Below are 15,308 nucleotides of genomic sequence, written 5' to 3'. Positions count from 1 at the left end.
CACCCGCGTCGGCCGAGGCGTCGCTTGCGTCGGTCGAGATGGCACCCGCATGCCAACTCGGCCGACGGCAGTGACTTCTGGGCCGACCGGAGTGACGCCTCGGCGGAGGGTCAGTCGCCGAGGCCGCGGGCCTTGAGGGCGTCGCCGGTCTCGTGGGCGCGGGCGACGACGCGGATGACGAAGGGTGTCAGGTACGCCCTGGGGGAGCGTCCGAGGCCGCGTGCTCGGGCGGCGTCGCGGGTCTCCTGAGCCAGGGCGAGGGTGCCGGGAAGGGCCTGGATCGCCATCGCGATCGTGAGCGCGACCCGCTCCGGGTCGAGCCCGAAGCGCTGCAGAGGCCGAAGCCAGCGCACAACGGCGTCGAGGGTCTCGGTGGTCGGCGTGGTCACGGTCAGGGTGAGCGCGAGGAGGGCGAGCGAAACCAGGTCGAGCAGGGACTCCACCGCCCGGTCGAAGGTGAACAGCCACCACTGCAGGAGCGCGACCAGGAGCGCGATGAGGAGTACGGCGCGCAGCGCACGTGCGGTGGAGGGCAGGTCGAGCCGGCCGATCATCGCGAGAGCGACGGCGAGGACGAGGAAGCCGGCCGCGAGCAGTGGCCCGCGCAGCGCCACGATCGCCACGCTGAGGACGGCCAGGCCGAGCAGCTTGGCACCCACCGGAAGCCGGTGGAGGACGGTGTCGCCGGCGCGGTAGAGCCCGACGGTCATGCTCATTCCTCGCTCACCGTCCTCACGTAGTGCTTGATCGCCGCGTCGGCCTCGCCGTCGTAGCAGACGCGACCGTCCTCGACGACGAGGACGCGGTCACAGCGGCGGACGAGGTCGAGGTCGTGGGTGACGAGGATCAGCTGCTGGGGGAGCGAGAGGAGCAGGTCGCCGACCATCCGGGTGTTGCGCAGGTCGAGCAGCGTCGTCGGCTCGTCGGTGACGAGCACGTCCGGCTCGGTGGCGAGCACGCCGGCCAGCGCGAGCAGCTGGCGCTGGCCGCCGGAGAGGGCATGGACGCTGACCTCGGCCCGCTCGGACAACCCGAACCGAGCCAGCGTCTCGAGTGCCACCTGCTTGCGGCGTACGCGGTCCTTCACCGTCCTGCGCAAGGACAGCTCGACGTCCTCGATGCAGGTCGGCATCACCAGCTGGGCGGCCGGATCGGTGAAGGTGAACCCGACGCGCCGGCGTACGGCGGCGCCTTTGCGGGCCACGTCGAGGCCGTCGACGGAGACGCTCCCGGCGGTCGCGGTGACCAGGCCGTTGATCATCCGGGCCAGGGTCGACTTGCCCGAGCCGTTGCTGCCGATGATCCCGATCCGCTGCTCGGTCAGAGTGAGGGTGGTGGGGTGCAGAATGGTGCGTTCGTCGCCGAGATCCGGGGACTCGACCCGGACCTCGGCGGCCTCGAAGCAGATCTCAGGCACGTCGCGCGAGCAGCTTCGGGAAGGCGCGGTGGACCTGGGAGGCGACGACCGCGGCGACCGCGGCCTTGATGAAGTCGCCAATCCAGTAGGGAGCGTCGAAGGCCGCGGCCTTCAGCAGGTCGACATGAAGCACGACGGCCATGCCGATGATGCCGCCGACGTGGTTGATGACGACGCCGACAACACAGGCGGCGAAGACGAGGACCGGGTTGGTGCGGCGGCCTCGCAGGACGTACTTCACCAGCAGGCCGACCACGAGCACCATGACCGGGAAGGACCACAGGTAGCCGGCGGTCACGCCGACGAAGACGCCCGGCCCGGCCGCGTGGCCCGCGAAGACGGGGAGGCCGGCGACCCCGAGCAGCAGGTAGAGGAGCACCGCGGCGGTCCCGCGCAGCGGGCCTAGCAGCGCGCCGGTCAGCAGGAGCGCGAATCCCTGTAGCGTCAGCGGGACCCCGGCGGCGCCGATCGGGATGGCGGCGAGGTAGGAACAGACCGCGATCAGGGCCGCGAACGCCGCGACCAACGCGAGGTCGGTGGCGTCGAGGCGCGGCGACCTGGCCGTAGGGGTCTCTTCGATGCTGGTGGGGGACTCGGTCATACTCGCTCCTGCGTACTCAGACCTGAACCTTGGTCAGGTGAACGGTGTTCAGGTTAAGGTCGACGTACGTCTTCGTCCACTTCGTCCCACCACCCGGCCCCTGGGAGCAACATGCGATACCGCCGTGAGGACGTCGTCGCCCGCGCGCTGCAGGTCCTCGACGACTACGGTCTCGCCGACCTGACGATGCGCCGTCTCGGCACCGAGCTCGGCGTACGCCCCAGCGCGCTCTACCACCACTTCGCCAACAAGCAGTCCCTGCTGGCCGCGGTGGCCGACGAGATCCTGCTCCGCGGCCGGCACGAGCCGTCGGGCGCCTGGGACGTACGCGTCACCGGCATCTGCACCGACCTGCGCGACTCGCTGCTCGCCTACCGCGACGGTGCCGAGGTCGTCGCCACCGTCTGGGCCTTCGGGCTCGGCGCGACGCAGCCCCACGACGACCTCGTCGCGGCGCTGAACGACGGCGGCCTCGGCGATCTCGCCCCCGTCGCCGCCCGCACCCTGCTCCACTTCGTCTACGGCCACGCCGTCGACGAGCAGACCCACCTCCAGGCCGCCGCCGCGGGCGCCATCGAGGACGACGTACGCGACACCGACGACTTCCTCACCGGCCTGGGCCTGATCGCCGCCGGCATCTCGATGGCCAAGGCCGTCCGCGAGGCCTCAGCCGACCGCTGAGGACCGGCGCCTGCGCAGCAGCAGGACCGCCCCGGCCCCGACGACGAGGCCGAGCGCTCCGCTGAGCACGGCCACCCACGGGGAGAGGTTCCGTTCGGCGTCTCGTGCGGACTCGGTCGCGGCAGGCGCGAAGGTCTCCGCGATCTCCGGCTCCCGGGCGAGCTCGAGGTCGCTGGTGAGCGCCGCCGGGTCCTCGATCGAGAACGTCCACTTGGGCAGCCGGTTCTCGCCCCGCTCGACCAGGTTGTCGAGTACGTCGTCGTGAACCCCCTCCTCGACCAGCTCCACCGCGGCCTCGGGCTCGTCCGAGGTGGCCCAGGCGGCGAGCGGCGACCGGAACGTGCGGTCGAGGGTGAAGACCGTGACCTCGCCGAGGTCGTCAGCGGCCGAGCTGAGCCGCATCGGATAGACGAGAGTCGCGGTGTCGAAGGTGAGCACGATCGGGTCGGCGTACCCATCGAACGGCTTGTCGCCGCGCATCTTGACCGCCGTGAACCGCCAGCCCTCCTCGAGATAGTCGGCGATGACCGGTTCGAGCTCGGGCTTGGCCGCATACCCGTTCGTACGCAGCCAGGTCGCCACCCCGCTCGCGTCGCCGCCCTCGATGACCGTCGCGACGACGTCCTCGAGCACCGTTCGTGAGATGACGTCGGGAGCGGCTCCGGGTGGCGCCCCGGCACCGTCCTCGTCGAAGAGCGACCAGTCCTTCTCCGGCGGCGGGGTGGTGAGTCGTGCCAACTCGTCGAACCGCTCCGGGTCTCCCTGGGTCACGTCCGGGACCGTCGGCGTCGGCACCAGGACCGCGAGGTCGGGTGTCTCAGTGGTGATCCCGAGCAGCATCTCGAGCCGCTCCCGCTCGCCCTCCTCAGCCCAGCTCAGGAACGCGATCTCCTCCCCGGCCTCGACGGTGTGCCCCTCCGGGACGTAGGCCGCCCCGCAAGCGCACGCACGCGCGGAACCGGGGATCAGCAGCAGGGCGGCGATGACAGCGACCAACGCGATGCGAATCGCTCCACGAGACATGGCGGACAACCTATCGGTGGTCACGCCGTCTCGACCTCCGCGCCGTGCAGCTCGGCGAGCATCACGGCGCCGGCGAGATCGAGCCTGGTGCCGCGCAGCGACGCCGCGGTGAGGTCGACGCGGTCGAGCCCGGCCCCGCGGAGGTCGGCGCCGTGCAGGGTCGTCTCCTGGAGCGTGGCTCCGTCCAGCCGGGTGTCTCGCAGGACCGCGTCGGTGAGGTCGGCCAGCGACAGGTCGGCGTCGCGCAGGTCCAGACCGGACAGGTCGAGCCGGGCGAGATTCGCGCCGCGCAGCGAGACCCCGCGCCACACGCCGCCGGTGACCTTCAGCGGCCGCAGGGTGCAGTTCGAGAACTCGCTCCCGCTGAGCTTGCAGCCTTCGAACGTCGAGTCGAAGAAGTTGGTCCGCCGGAAGTCACAGCCGACGAACGCCGAGCCGACGTGGGTCGAGGCGTTGAACCGGCCGCCATGGAACGTGCAGCGCTCGAAGAGCGCCGCCGACGTCGTCGCCTCGGTGAGGTCGACATCGGTGAAGACACAGTCGACGAACCGAGCCCCGGTGAGATCGGCTGCGTACCAGTCCTCGTTGCGGAAGTGCTCTTCGGTCGCCTCGGCGGGTGGGTTCGGCATGGCGCACACCCTGCCACCCGCCACCGACACCCAGACCGTCCGGATCAGTCGTGCTGGGTGAACCACTCGTCGAGGAGGGGCCAGGTGTTGTCCCGGGCGGCGCGGCCGGTGAGCAGGCCGAGGTGGCCGCCGGGGACGATCTCGAAGCGGAGCTCCTCGGCGCCGGTGAGCAGGTCGACCAGCGGCCGGACCGAGGCGACGGGACCGATGCCGTCGTTGGCGCCGGCGACGACGAGCGTCGGCTGCTTGACGTCGCGCAGGTAGACGGAGTGGTCGTCACTGAGGTCGATCTGCCCGCTGAACAGCGCGTTGGTGCGGAAGAAGTGGTGGTAGAGCTGCCCGAACGTACGTCCCGGGTAGGCGATGATGTTGTCGGTGAACCGGTCGACAGCCTCGAGCTGGGCGAGGAACTCGCGGTCGGCCAGGTTGGACAGCTTCGCGACCGGCTTGGTGAACATCTTGTCGACCGAGGAGATCTGAAATGCCCACCTGACCAGCGGTTTCGGAGCGCCTCCGAAGGCCTGGTAGGCAGTGGTGACCAGGTTGCCCGGCGGCAGGTTGAGCAGCGGCCGCAGCGGCGCGATCAACGGCACCTGACGTACGTCGCAGGGCGAGCCGAGCACCGCCAGCGAGGCGATGGGGAGGTCGGGGGCGTCGGCGGCGGCGAGCATCGTGAAGATCCCGCCGAGCGACCAGCCGACCACGTGCACCGGCCGCCCGCCCGCGTGCTCGGAGACCGACCGGATCGCCTCCGGTACGACGTGCGCGATCCAGTGTTCGATGCCGAGGCTGCGGTCGGCGAAGTTCACCTCGCCGTACTCGACCAGATAGGTCGGCCGGTTCGTCCCCACCAGGTGCTCGACGACCGAGCAGCCGCGCCGCAGGTCGTAGCAGATCGCCGGCGCCGCCAGCGGCGTCACCAGCAGCACCGGGTCGCCCTCCGGCGTCGTCCCTGCCACGGGCCGGTAGTGGTAGAGCTCGCGTCGGTTGCCGTCGTCGATCAACGTACGCGGCATCGGCCGAATGTCGGCGAGCCCGCCGTAGAGCAGCGAGTGCGCGACGTTCCCCGCGGCGGCGCTGACCGTGGTGGCGATCGAGGCGGCAGCTTGGCGGGGGTGGGGGAGGATGGCCATTGTGGGCTTAACGTAACCCGTCCGGCGAGGTCACGGCGGGAGCACGCTCCCACCGTGTGTGACGTCCGTTACGCCTCGATGAGCCGCTCGCACTCGGCGATCAGCCGCTCCCGGAGCGGGGTGGCCCGCTCGGCGAAGCCGCGCTGAGCGGCGGCGTACTCCTGTTTTCCGGCAGCCGTCTCGATGCGGATCGGGTCGAGGTCGAGCTCGGCGAGGTCGTAGGGAGCGGCCTTCATGTCCATCGTGCGGATGTCCCAGGCGAGCTCGAAGCAGTCGGCGACCAGGTCGGAGGAGATCAGCGGCGAGAGCCGGAAGGCGTGCTTGTAGAGGTCCATGTTGCCGTGCAGGCAGCCCGGCTGCTCGAAGGCCGCCCGGTCGTCGGACCGCGGCGAGAGGGTGTTGAGGGGCAGCGCGGGCGGGGTGAAGAAGCGGTACGCGTCGAAGTGGCTGCAGGCGATGCGGTGGGACTCGACCACGCGGTCGGTGCCGGTGGTCCCGAGTCGCAACGGCCAGTCGGCGTGGCGTACCTGCTCGGGGGTCAAGCGGTAGACCATCGCCCACTCGTGGAGGCCGAAGCATCCGAAGTTGGCCTCGCGGGAGGCGGTCGCCCGCAGCAGCTTCAGGAGGGTCTCGACGAGCAGGCGCTTGTCGGCGAGGAACTCGGAGGAGACGGTTCCGGAGGTGTAGCCGCGCAACGAGGAATACTCCGCAGCGTCCGACAGCCTCACCCCGAACCCCGGGTGCCAGCGCAGCAGCTGGGCGGGCCGGTAGGAGTAGTAGGTGAAGAGGAAGTCGTTGACCGGGTGCTTGACCCGGGCGCCGCGGCGGGCGAGATGGGGCTCGACATAGGGTGCCAGGCGCGCGCGGTGAGCGGCCGCGCGAGCGGTCCACTCCGAACGCGACAGCACCTCCACGACGTACAAGCCTACGAAGGCGGCGCATAGTGAAGTGAATCGTGGCGACGGGTCCGGATAGGCTCAGCACGTGCGCATCGCCAGATTCACGACCAAGGGTGGCGAGCCCCAGTTCGGCGTCGTCATGGGGGACCTCGACGGCTACGGCCAGCTCAGCGAGGACGCGACCGTCGTCGCGCTCCAGGGCGACCCGCTGTTCTCGGGTGTCAACATCACCGACCAGGTCCACAAGTTCGAAGACGTCAAGCTGCTCGCGCCGGTGATCCCGCGCAGCAAGGTGGTCGCGGTCGCCCGCAACTACGCCAAGCACGCGGCCGAGCTCGGCAACGAGGTCCCGGAGGAGCCGCTCTTCTTCATCAAGCCCAACACCGCGGTCTGCGGCCCCGGTGACGCGATCCAGCGACCGAGCAACGTCGAGGACCTCCACTTCGAGGGCGAACTCGCGATCGTGATCGGCCGGATCTGCCGCGATGTCCCGGTGGAGAAGGTGAAGGACGTCATCTATGGGATGACGGTCGCCAACGACGTCACCGCGCGCGACGTGCAGCGGAGGCTCAAGCACTTCTCCCAGGCGAAGGGCTACGACACCTTCTGCCCGCTCGGCCCCTGGATCGAGACCGACGTCGAGCCGGAGCAGCTCGCTGCCGGCGTACGCATCCAGACCTTCCTCAACGGGGACGTCGTCCAGGACGGGTCCACGAAGGACCTCGTCCACGACATCCCGAAGCTGATCGCCCACATCAGCAGCGTCATGACGCTGCTGCCGGGCGATGTGATCCTCACCGGCACCCCCGAGGGTGTCGGCCCCATGGAGCCCGGCGACGAGATCGAGATCTTCGTCGAGGGGCTCGGAGCTCTGACCAACAAGGTGGCACAGCGTTGACTGACATTGGAATGACCGGGACACTCGAGCCGAAGGACTACCGCGTCCGGATGGCACCCTCGCCGACCGGATCGCCCCACGTCGGCCTGGTCCGTACCGCCCTGTTCAACTGGGCCTTCGCCCGCCACCACGGCGGCACCTTCGTCTTCCGCATCGAGGACACCGACAAGGCGCGCAACACGCAGGAGTCCTACGACGGGCTCATCGACCTGATGCGCTGGCTCGGCCTCGACTGGGACGAGGGCGTCGAGGTCGGCGGCCCCTACGGCCCCTACCGCCAGTCGGAGCGCTCGGAGATCTACGCCGACGCGCTCGGCCGGCTGCGCGCCTCCTCCCACGTCTACGAGTGCTACTGCACCGGCGAGGAGACCACCGCCCGCTACGAGCAGCGCCTGGCCGCCTACAAGGCCGCGAAGGCCGAGGGCATCAAGGGCGAGGCCCCGGCCCAGGGCTACGACAACCACTGCCGTGACCTGAGCGAGGACCAGATCAAGGCGTACGAGGCCGAGGGCCGGTCCTCGGTCCCGCGGTTCCGCATGCCCGACGGCTCGATCACCTTCAACGACCTCGTCCGCGGCGAGGTGACCTTCGAGACCAAGCACGTCCCCGACTACGCCCTCGCGCGTGCCAACGGCGACCCGCTCTACACGCTCACCGCGCCGGTCGACGACGCCACCATGAACATCACCCACGTCTTCCGCGGCGAGGACCTGCTGAGCAGTACGCCTCGGCAGATCGCGCTCTTCGACGCGTTCGTCGAGGTCGGCCTGGCCGAGCGGGCACCGGAGTTCGGCCACCTGCCCTACGTCATGGGCCAGGGCAACAAGAAGCTCTCCAAGCGCGACCCGGAGGCGCACGCGCTGAAGTACCGCGAGGAGGGGTTCCTGCCCGAGGGCCTGCTCAACTACGTGGCGCTGCTCGGCTGGGCGATCGCGGCCGACCGCGACATCTTCACCATGGAGGAGATGGTCGAAGCCTTCGAGATCCACGACGTGGTCAAGAACCCGGCCCGCTTCGACGTCAAGAAGGCGGAGGCGATCAACGCCTCCCACATGCGGCTGCTGCCGGTCGAGGAGATCACCCACCGGGTGATCCCTTACCTCAAGGCCGACGGGATCATCAGCGACCCGGTGAACGACGCCGACGCGCAGATGCTCGAGGCCGCGATGCCGCTGGTCGCCGAGCGGATCAACAAGCTCGGCGAGGCCTCCGACATGCTGCGGTTCCTCTTCGTGCCCGAGGCCGACTTCGCGCTCGACAAGGAGGACGCCGCCAAGCTGCTCGACGAGGAGGGCCTGGGTGTCGTCCGGGCTTCGTACGACGCGCTCGTGGGGCTCCATGCGTGGTCGACAGCCGAGATCCAGGACGCGCTGACGGCGGCCCTGATCGACGGTCTCGGGCTCAAGCCGCGCAAGGCGTACGGCCCGGTGCGGGTAGCGGTGACCGGCAAGCGGATCAGCCCGCCACTGTTCGAATCCATGGAGCTGCTCGGTCGGGAGCGTACGCTGGGGCGCCTGAAGGCGGTTCTCGGGAGGAGCTGAGCGTGGCAGGACGGGCAGGATGAGCACGGTCATGGAGCCGCCCTCGGGACTGGCGTACTACCAGGTGCAGCGCAGCGGGCGCAGTGGTTGGGGACGACCCCTGATCGGACTCATCCTGATCGGTCTGTGTGTCTTCTTCGTCTCGCCCGCGGTGGTTCTGGCCGCGTTCGAGGTCTTCTTCGTGCTCGCTGGCGACGACGTCTCCAACGGGATGGTCCGTGTGGCCGACGTGGAGAACGTCACGCCGGAGTCACTGGCGTTCCTGCTGCTGTCTCTGGCTGGAGCGATCCCGGCGGCGATGCTGCTGTGCTGGGCGCTGCACGGGCTGCGACCGGGGTGGCTGGCCTCGGTCGAGCGACGGATCCGCTGGCGATGGCTGCTGCAGTGTCTCGGGATCGCGGCGATCACGATGGTGGTCACCGTCATCATCGCCTCCCGGCTGCCGATCCCGGGAGAGGACCTCGGCGCCAACACCCTCAACCCTTGGACGAGCACCATGCGCGATTTCGTGCTCGTGATCGTGCTGCTCACCCCGCTGCAGGCGGCGGGGGAGGAGTACCTCTTCCGCGGCTACATCTTCCAGACCTTCGGATCGCTCTTCGGCGGGATGCTGGGCGCGCGTACGGTCTCGGTGACGATCACCGCGCTGCTCTTCGCCTTCGCCCACGGGTCCCAGGACCTGCCGCTGTTCCTGGACCGGTTCGCCTTCGGCATCGTCGCCGGCATCTGCGTGATCGCCACCGGGGGCATCGAGGCGGGCATCGCCATGCACGTCCTCAACAACTTCGTCAGCCTCGGCATGGCCGTGGCCTTCGGCGACATCTCGACGGTGCTCAACACCACCGAAGGGTCGTGGTGGCGGATCCCGGTCACCCTGGTCCAGTCGGGCGTCTTCCTGGCCCTGACCGTGTGGGCAGCGCGGTCCGCGGGCCTCTCGACCACGACGAAGACTGTTTAGGGCGTGCCGATTTCGTAGCCTGGGGGCCTCGCCGGTAATGTTTCCTCTCGGTTCGAGGGAGAAATCCCGAGGGCCGGATCGCTCTTGTTGGCGGCCTCTCAGGCTAAGTCAACCAAGACGATGGGCTATGGTGTAATTGGCAACACGACTGGTTCTGGTCCAGTTATTCTAGGTTCGAGTCCTAGTAGCCCAGCGGATCCTCTCCGGAGGATTTGGGAGTCACCGAAGCGGTTCGCTAAGGTTTCACCCGCTGCAAGCCCCCGTCGTCTAGCGGCCTAGGACGTCGCCCTCTCACGGCGGTAACGCCGGTTCAAATCCGGTCGGGGGTACAACGCAGGAAGAGCCCCGAGTCACTGACTCGGGGCTCTTCGCGATTTCTGCTGTGGGTGCGGATGTGGCTGCTGTCTGGAGCGGGTCCCGATGTGGGGGATCGCCTGGTCATCCGGTAATGTTTCTCCTGCCCGCGGGGCCGAAAGGTCATCGCGGGAGGTGCAAGCCCCCGTCGTCTAGCGGCCTAGGACGTCGCCCTCTCACGGCGGTAACGCCGGTTCAAATCCGGTCGGGGGTACAACGCACGGGAAGCCCCGAGTCACTGGCTCGGGGCTTCTTGGTTCTCCGGGTCCAAGTCGAGCTGCATCCAGGTGACGTCGTGCCAGGCGTCGAACTTCCAGCCGATCCTTGTGTACGTCCCCACCTCGGTGAAGCCGAAGGAGCGGTGGATGCCGAGGCTGGCCTCGTTCGGGATGGCGATCCCGGCGAGAGCGCGGTGGAAGCCGCGCTCCTTCAGGTATGGGAAGAGGGCTGCGTACAGGGCCCTGCCGGCGCCGTTGCCGCGCCGGTCGCGGTCGAGGTAGATCGACACGTCGCAGGCCCAGCGGTAGGCGGCGCGGGTGCGGTGCTGGGTGGCGTACGCGTAGCCGAGCACCTCCGGCCCGCCCTCGCCCTCCGTCTCCAGGACCAGCCAGGCATGCTCGGCCAGGGAGGACTCGATGCGGCGCGCCATCTCGTCGGCCGTCGGCGGCTCGGTCTCGAAGGAGATGACGGTGTCGCGGACGTACGGCTCGTAGATCGCCGCGCAGGCGGCTGCATCCGCGAGCGTCGCGTGGCGGATGGTCCAGGCAGGTGGCATGTCTCCTATAGTAGTCACGTGGCTGACGATAGTGACAAGTTCGGTGAGGCCCTGGCGTCCAACATCAGGTCGGCGCGGGAGGCGCTCGGGATGACCGTCGCGGGGCTCGCGGAGGCGTCCGGGGTCTCCCGAGCGATGATCTCGAAGATCGAGCGGGGCGAGGCACAGCCGACCGCGGTCCTGCTCACCCGGCTCTCCGGGGCGCTGGAGCTGACCCTGTCGGAGCTGATCGCGCGGGCCGAAGGGGATGCGGTGCGCGTCGCTCGGCGCTCGGAGCAGACCGAATGGACGGACCCCGAGACCGGCTACGTACGCCGCGCCGTCTCCCCGCCCGCGCGCGGGATCCTGGAGCTGGTCGAGGTGGAGTTCCCGGCCGGTGCGTCGGTGGCCTCGCCCGCTTCGGCGTACCACTTCAAGGAGCAGCAGATCTGGGTGCTCTCGGGGCATCTGCGGTTCGTCGAGGGTGACCTCGTCCACGAGCTCGACGCGGGTGACTGCCTGCAGCTGGGGCCGCCCGCCGACTGCGTCTTCGTCAATCCGACCGACGAGCCCTGCCGCTACCTGGTCGTGATCGGCAAGCGGCGCGGGTGAGTCAGACCGGGTTGCCGCCGCTCCAGACCTTGTGGGTGAGGGGAACCCCGGGTCGGTAGGCCAGATGCTTGGCGGAGGGGGCGTCGAGTGCCTGCAGATCGGCGCGGCGACCGTCGCTGATCCGTCCCGCCGAGCCGTCGAGGCCGAGCGCCGTGGCGCCACCGACCGTCGCCGCCCAGAGAGCCTCCTCGAAGGTCAGGCGCTGCTGGAGAACGGCGGTGGCGACGCAGAACCCCATCGAGGTCGTGAAGGACGAGCCGGGGTTGCAGTTGGACGCGATCGCGATCGTCACGCCGGCGTCGACCAGCTCGCGCGCCGGGGGAAAGGGCTCGCGGGTGGAGAGGTCGCAGGCGGGAAGGAGCGTTGCCACGGTCTCCGACCCGGCGAGCGCGTCGATGTCCGTCGGGCTGAGGTGGTTGCAGTGGTCGACGCTCGTCGCGCCCATCTCGACTGCCAGCTGAACACCGCCGGACTCGCCGAGCTGGTTGCCATGGAGCTTGACGCCGAGGCCTGCGGCGCGGCCGGCCTCGAGGATCTCGCGGGACTCCTCGACGTCGAAGGCACCCTGCTCGCAGAAGACGTCGATGTAGGTCGCATGGGGCGCGACGGCGGCGAGCATCGGGCCGGTCACGAGGTCGATGTAGGCGCGACGGTCCACGCCCGCGGGGACGACGTGAGCGCCGAGGTAGGTGACCACCTCGGCGTGCTCGGCGCTGATCCGCGCCAGACGCTGCTCGGTCTCGACGTCGAGGCCGTAGCCGGTCTTGGCCTCGATCGTCGTGGTGCCGCCGCGGTATGCCTCCGCGCGCAGCCAACGCGCCCGCGCCCGCAGGTCGTCGTCGGTGGCGGCTCGGGTGGCTTCGACGGTCCGCATGATCCCGCCGGCCTCGTAGGGCCGGCCGGCCATCCGGTCGATGAACTCCTCGGCGCGGTCGCCCATCGAGACCAGGTGGGTGTGGGAGTCGACCCAGCCCGGGAGCACCGCGCGACCGTCGAGGTCATCCCGCGTGTCCGCTGCCGGGGCGCGGTCGGCGGGACCGATCCAGGCGATCCGGCCGTCCTCGATCACCACGGCTGCGTCATGGAGGGTGCCGTGCTCCTCGGTGTGAGTGGTCAGCTCGCCGATGTTGGTCAGCAACACGCTCATCCGAGCTCCTTCAGTGCTTGCGTGAACATGGTGGCCGGGTCGCGACCGTCGGCCAGGCGACCGTCCTCGGCCACCACGCGTCCGCCGACCACTACGCGACGTACGTCGGTGGCGGTCGCCACCAGGGCGAGCTGGTCGAGGGCGGCCCCGGCGGTGCGTACCGAATCTGGGTCGATCTCCACCAGGTCGGCGCAGGCTCCGATCCGGAGGCCGCCAGGGAGGCCGGAGGCGGCGTAGCCGGAGCCGGCGCGGGCGGTCTCGAGGTCGGTGGGGGAGAAGCGTCCGCGCTGTCGGCTGCGGAGCCGTTCGCCGGCCTCTAGGCCGCGCACCTCGAGCCAGGGGTCGATGACCGCGTTCTGGTCGGAGCCGAGCGCGATCCGCACGCCTGCGTCGGACAGCTCGCGGGCGGGTCCGATGCCGTCGCCGAGGTCGGCCTCGGTGGTCGGGCACATCACCACCCCCGCACCGGAGCCGGCGATCAGGGCGATGTCGGCGTCGGTCAGGTGCGTGGCGTGGACCAGCCAGGTTCGCGGGGAGAGGGCGCCGGCGTCGGCTAGGACCTGCGTGGGCGTCCGTCCGTACGCTGCGAGCGACTGCTCGTTCTCCGCGGGCTGCTCGGAGAGATGGACGTGGAGGGGCACCTCGGCGCGCAGGCGCTCGGCGACGATCGCGATGTCGTCGGGCGAGACGGCGCGTACCGAGTGGATGGCCGCGCCGGCGGCGTGCGTCTGATGGAGTCGCTGCCAACGGTCGAGCCAGGCCTCGACGGTGCCGTCCCCGAAGCGGCTCTGCTCGGGGAGGAGCGGCCGGCCCGGGGCGCTGGTCAGGTAGAGGGTGTCGAGGAGCGTCAGCCGGATGCCGACGGCGCTCGCGGCCCTGGTGAGCGCGGCGCCGAACGCGTTGGGGTCCTCGTAGGGCGTCCCGTCGGGGCGGTGGTGGACGTAGTGGAACTCCGCGACGGCGGTCCAGCCGGTCACCAGCATCTCGGCGAAGACGGCCTCGGCCAGGCGCTCGTAGGAGTCGGGGGTGAGGCGGTCGGCGACGGCGTACATCTGCTCGCGCCAGCGCCAGAAGTCACCACCCTGGTCGTGCGTACGGCCGCGCAGCGCGCGGTGGAACGCATGCGAGTGAGCGTTGCCGGAGCCAGCGAGCACGGTGCCGAGGCGGAGGTCGGCGGGCTCGGTGCTCTCGCCCGAGGTGATCGCGGTGATCCGGCCCTCGGTCGCTTCGATCACGACGTCGGTGAGCTCGCGGCCCTCGACCAGCGCCCGCTCGGCATGGATCCGGGTCATTTGCGGGGCTCGCTCGCCAGCAGTCGGACGACCTCGGTCAGCGCCCTCGCTCCGGCGCGGCAGTCCTCGTCGGTGGCGGTCTCGTAGGGGGAATGGGAGACGCCGGTGGGGTTGCGGGTGAAGAGCATGGCGGTGGGGATCTCGGCAGCGAGGATGCCGGCGTCGTGGCCGGCGCCGGTGGCGAGCACCGGAACCCCGCCCAGCGCACCGACCAGGCGTTGTTGCAAGTCAGGGTCGAAGTGGACGGTCGAGACGTAGGACTCCTCGGTGACCTCCAGGGTGCAACCGTGTTCCTCCGCGGAAGCGTGGGAGGCCTTCAGGATCTCTTCGAGAAGGGCTCGGGTCTGCGGGTCGGTGTCGCCGCGTACGTCGAGCCAGGCATCCACCCGGGAGGCGATGACGTTGGTGCCACCCGGGATCGGAGTGAGGCGGCCGATCGTGGCCCGGGCGGAGTCGGCACCGTCGTGGGCCGACGCGATGCGCTGGGCGGCCAGGACCGCGGCGGCCATCGCGGCGACCGGGTCGCGCCGGTCGCGCATCCGGGTCGCGCCGGCGTGGTTGCCCTCACCGGAGAAGACCAGCTTCCAGCGGCCATGAGCCAGGATCGAGGAGGCCACCGCGACCGGAGCGTTCAGGTCGGCGAGCCCGATGCCCTGCTCCACGTGGAGCTCGACGAACCCCGCCAGGCTCGCCAGCCGCTCCTCGTCGCGGCCGAGCCCCGCCGGGTCGATACCGTCGGCACGGCAGGCCTCGGCGTACGTCACCCCGGTGTCGTCGGTGAGCGCCGCAACCGTCGCGCCGGGAAGCGCACCGGTCATCAGCTTCGAGCCCAGGCACGCGATGCCGAACCGCGAGCCCTCCTCCTCGCCGAATGCGGCGACCGTCACCGGCCGAGCAGGCGCGAAGCCCTCCTCCATCAGCGCCGAGACCGCGGCCAGTGAGGAAGCGACCCCGAGCGGGCCGTCGTAGGCGCCCCCGCCCGGCACCGAGTCGAGGTGGGAGCCGATCGCGATCGCCCCGTCCCCACGGCCCCAGTGGGCCCAGATGTTGCCGTTGCGATCGGTCTCGACCTCGAGTCCGAGCCCCGTGGACGTACGCCGGAACCACTCCCGCAGCTCCAGCTCTGCCGGCTCATAGACATGCCGGGAGTAGCCGCCGCGCAGTGGGTCGCGGCCGATCTCGGCGATCTCACGGAGCAGTTCTACGACATCCAAGCTCACGGTCTTCCTCTACTTCTGTTGCCGAGTCGGCGCATTCTGACGATCCCCGCTGCCGAGTCGGCTCGTCATGACGAGCCTCGACGCATTGGCTCGCCACCGCCTCGGGCATGGCGATGCTGGAGAAGGGCGGCAACGCCTTCGATGCCTGC

At 70.0% G+C, this 15,308-nt stretch carries 16 protein-coding genes and 3 tRNA genes; 8 read left to right on the top strand and 11 right to left on the bottom strand.

Going from position 1 to position 15,308, the window contains the following annotated elements:
- Window positions 1-110: 110 nt before the first annotated feature.
- Genes ABZU72_RS22465 through ABZU72_RS22455 form a run of 3 tightly spaced genes read right to left on the bottom strand, consistent with a single transcriptional unit; the run spans window position 111 to window position 2,018 of the window.
- Complete coding sequence (locus ABZU72_RS22465; protein ID WP_355021018.1) at window positions 111-710, bottom strand: CbiQ family ECF transporter T component; 600 nt, start codon at window positions 708-710, stop codon at window positions 111-113.
- A gap of 2 nt (window positions 711-712) precedes the next feature.
- The gene (locus ABZU72_RS22460; protein WP_355021017.1) at window positions 713-1,417 is read right to left on the bottom strand and encodes an ABC transporter ATP-binding protein; all 705 of its coding nucleotides are present in this window, start codon (window positions 1,415-1,417) and stop codon (window positions 713-715) included.
- Complete coding sequence (locus ABZU72_RS22455) at window positions 1,410-2,018, bottom strand: biotin transporter BioY (RefSeq protein WP_355021016.1); 609 nt, start codon at window positions 2,016-2,018, stop codon at window positions 1,410-1,412. Before ABZU72_RS22455 ends, ABZU72_RS22460 begins: the two co-directional genes overlap by 8 nt.
- A gap of 111 nt (window positions 2,019-2,129) precedes the next feature.
- Between ABZU72_RS22455 and ABZU72_RS22450 the strand changes: the two genes are divergently transcribed.
- Window positions 2,130-2,699: a TetR/AcrR family transcriptional regulator C-terminal domain-containing protein gene (locus ABZU72_RS22450; protein ID WP_355021015.1), complete on the top strand. Its 570-nt coding sequence runs from the start codon at window positions 2,130-2,132 to the stop codon at window positions 2,697-2,699.
- On the opposite strand, the gene ABZU72_RS22445 is transcribed toward ABZU72_RS22450, so the two are convergent.
- The 4 genes from ABZU72_RS22445 to ABZU72_RS22430 all read right to left on the bottom strand — a co-directional run bounded on the left by ABZU72_RS22445 (window position 2,685) and on the right by ABZU72_RS22430 (window position 6,398).
- Window positions 2,685-3,722 carry a DUF2330 domain-containing protein gene (locus ABZU72_RS22445; protein WP_355021014.1) on the bottom strand — a complete coding sequence of 346 codons (1,038 nt, stop codon included), beginning with the start codon at window positions 3,720-3,722 and terminating at the stop codon, window positions 2,685-2,687. The genes ABZU72_RS22450 and ABZU72_RS22445 overlap by 15 nt on opposite strands.
- Window positions 3,723-3,742: 20 nt before the next feature.
- On the bottom strand, window positions 3,743-4,351 hold the full coding sequence (locus tag ABZU72_RS22440) for a pentapeptide repeat-containing protein (RefSeq protein WP_355021013.1): 609 nt from the start codon (window positions 4,349-4,351) through the stop codon (window positions 3,743-3,745).
- A gap of 44 nt (window positions 4,352-4,395) precedes the next feature.
- Window positions 4,396-5,484 carry an alpha/beta fold hydrolase gene (locus ABZU72_RS22435; RefSeq protein WP_355021012.1) on the bottom strand — a complete coding sequence of 363 codons (1,089 nt, stop codon included), beginning with the start codon at window positions 5,482-5,484 and terminating at the stop codon, window positions 4,396-4,398.
- Between the two features lie 68 nt (window positions 5,485-5,552).
- On the bottom strand, window positions 5,553-6,398 hold the full coding sequence (locus ABZU72_RS22430) for a 3-methyladenine DNA glycosylase (protein ID WP_355021011.1): 846 nt from the start codon (window positions 6,396-6,398) through the stop codon (window positions 5,553-5,555).
- Window positions 6,399-6,468: 70 nt separating this feature from the next.
- Between ABZU72_RS22430 and ABZU72_RS22425 the strand changes: the two genes are divergently transcribed.
- The 6 genes from ABZU72_RS22425 to ABZU72_RS22400 all read left to right on the top strand — a co-directional run bounded on the left by ABZU72_RS22425 (window position 6,469) and on the right by ABZU72_RS22400 (window position 10,348).
- Complete coding sequence (locus ABZU72_RS22425) at window positions 6,469-7,281, top strand: fumarylacetoacetate hydrolase family protein (RefSeq protein WP_355021010.1); 813 nt, start codon at window positions 6,469-6,471, stop codon at window positions 7,279-7,281.
- An 11-nt stretch (window positions 7,282-7,292) separates the two neighbouring features.
- Entirely contained in the window at window positions 7,293-8,822 is a 1,530-nt protein-coding gene (gene gltX, locus ABZU72_RS22420) for a glutamate--tRNA ligase (RefSeq protein ID WP_355021058.1), read from the top strand.
- 19 nt (window positions 8,823-8,841) lie between these two features.
- Window positions 8,842-9,780: a CPBP family intramembrane glutamic endopeptidase gene (locus ABZU72_RS22415; protein WP_355021009.1), complete on the top strand. Its 939-nt coding sequence runs from the start codon at window positions 8,842-8,844 to the stop codon at window positions 9,778-9,780.
- A gap of 121 nt (window positions 9,781-9,901) precedes the next feature.
- A tRNA-Gln gene (locus tag ABZU72_RS22410) sits at window positions 9,902-9,973 on the top strand.
- 63 nt (window positions 9,974-10,036) lie between these two features.
- Window positions 10,037-10,109 (top strand) — tRNA-Glu (locus ABZU72_RS22405).
- Between the two features lie 166 nt (window positions 10,110-10,275).
- A tRNA-Glu gene (locus ABZU72_RS22400) sits at window positions 10,276-10,348 on the top strand.
- A 21-nt stretch (window positions 10,349-10,369) separates the two neighbouring features.
- Here ABZU72_RS22400 and ABZU72_RS22395 read toward each other — a convergent pair.
- Window positions 10,370-10,909: an arsinothricin resistance N-acetyltransferase ArsN1 family B gene (locus ABZU72_RS22395; protein WP_355021008.1), complete on the bottom strand. Its 540-nt coding sequence runs from the start codon at window positions 10,907-10,909 to the stop codon at window positions 10,370-10,372.
- Window positions 10,910-10,927: 18 nt separating this feature from the next.
- Here ABZU72_RS22395 and ABZU72_RS22390 point away from each other — a divergent pair, with 18 nt between their 5' ends.
- Entirely contained in the window at window positions 10,928-11,500 is a 573-nt protein-coding gene (locus ABZU72_RS22390) for an XRE family transcriptional regulator (RefSeq protein WP_355021007.1), read from the top strand.
- Between the two features lies 1 nt (window position 11,501).
- On the opposite strand, the gene hutI is transcribed toward ABZU72_RS22390, so the two are convergent.
- The 3 genes from hutI to ABZU72_RS22375 are packed head-to-tail and all read right to left on the bottom strand — an operon-like array spanning window position 11,502 to window position 15,153.
- Window positions 11,502-12,647 carry an imidazolonepropionase gene (gene hutI / locus ABZU72_RS22385; RefSeq protein WP_355021006.1) on the bottom strand — a complete coding sequence of 382 codons (1,146 nt, stop codon included), beginning with the start codon at window positions 12,645-12,647 and terminating at the stop codon, window positions 11,502-11,504.
- On the bottom strand, window positions 12,644-13,939 hold the full coding sequence (locus tag ABZU72_RS22380; RefSeq protein ID WP_355021005.1) for a formimidoylglutamate deiminase: 1,296 nt from the start codon (window positions 13,937-13,939) through the stop codon (window positions 12,644-12,646). Before ABZU72_RS22380 ends, hutI begins: the two co-directional genes overlap by 4 nt.
- Window positions 13,936-15,153, bottom strand: a complete 1,218-nt coding sequence (locus tag ABZU72_RS22375; RefSeq protein ID WP_355021004.1) for an allantoate amidohydrolase — start codon at window positions 15,151-15,153, stop codon at window positions 13,936-13,938. Before ABZU72_RS22375 ends, ABZU72_RS22380 begins: the two co-directional genes overlap by 4 nt.
- Between the last annotated feature and the right edge of the window lie 155 nt (window positions 15,154-15,308).

Source organism: Nocardioides sp. NPDC004968 (genome assembly GCF_040608935.1).
Lineage (GTDB): Bacteria > Actinomycetota > Actinomycetes > Propionibacteriales > Nocardioidaceae > Nocardioides.
This window is presented reverse-complemented; position numbering and strand designations above follow the sequence as displayed.

Excerpts from the sequence above, each read along its gene's own strand:
- ABZU72_RS22465 (WP_355021018.1), bottom strand. The coding sequence starts at position 710 with ATGACCGTCGGGCTCTACCGCGCCGGCGACACCGTCCTCCACCGGCTT.
- ABZU72_RS22455 (WP_355021016.1), bottom strand. The coding sequence starts at position 2,018 with ATGACCGAGTCCCCCACCAGCATCGAAGAGACCCCTACGGCCAGGTCG.
- ABZU72_RS22450 (WP_355021015.1), top strand. The coding sequence starts at position 2,130 with ATGCGATACCGCCGTGAGGACGTCGTCGCCCGCGCGCTGCAGGTCCTC.
- ABZU72_RS22445 (WP_355021014.1), bottom strand. The coding sequence starts at position 3,722 with ATGTCTCGTGGAGCGATTCGCATCGCGTTGGTCGCTGTCATCGCCGCC.
- ABZU72_RS22440 (WP_355021013.1), bottom strand. The coding sequence starts at position 4,351 with ATGCCGAACCCACCCGCCGAGGCGACCGAAGAGCACTTCCGCAACGAG.
- ABZU72_RS22435 (WP_355021012.1), bottom strand. The coding sequence starts at position 5,484 with ATGGCCATCCTCCCCCACCCCCGCCAAGCTGCCGCCTCGATCGCCACC.
- gltX (WP_355021058.1), top strand. The coding sequence starts at position 7,293 with ATGACCGGGACACTCGAGCCGAAGGACTACCGCGTCCGGATGGCACCC.
- ABZU72_RS22415 (WP_355021009.1), top strand. The coding sequence starts at position 8,842 with ATGAGCACGGTCATGGAGCCGCCCTCGGGACTGGCGTACTACCAGGTG.
- ABZU72_RS22395 (WP_355021008.1), bottom strand. The coding sequence starts at position 10,909 with ATGCCACCTGCCTGGACCATCCGCCACGCGACGCTCGCGGATGCAGCC.
- hutI (WP_355021006.1), bottom strand. The coding sequence starts at position 12,647 with ATGAGCGTGTTGCTGACCAACATCGGCGAGCTGACCACTCACACCGAG.
- ABZU72_RS22380 (WP_355021005.1), bottom strand. The coding sequence starts at position 13,939 with ATGACCCGGATCCATGCCGAGCGGGCGCTGGTCGAGGGCCGCGAGCTC.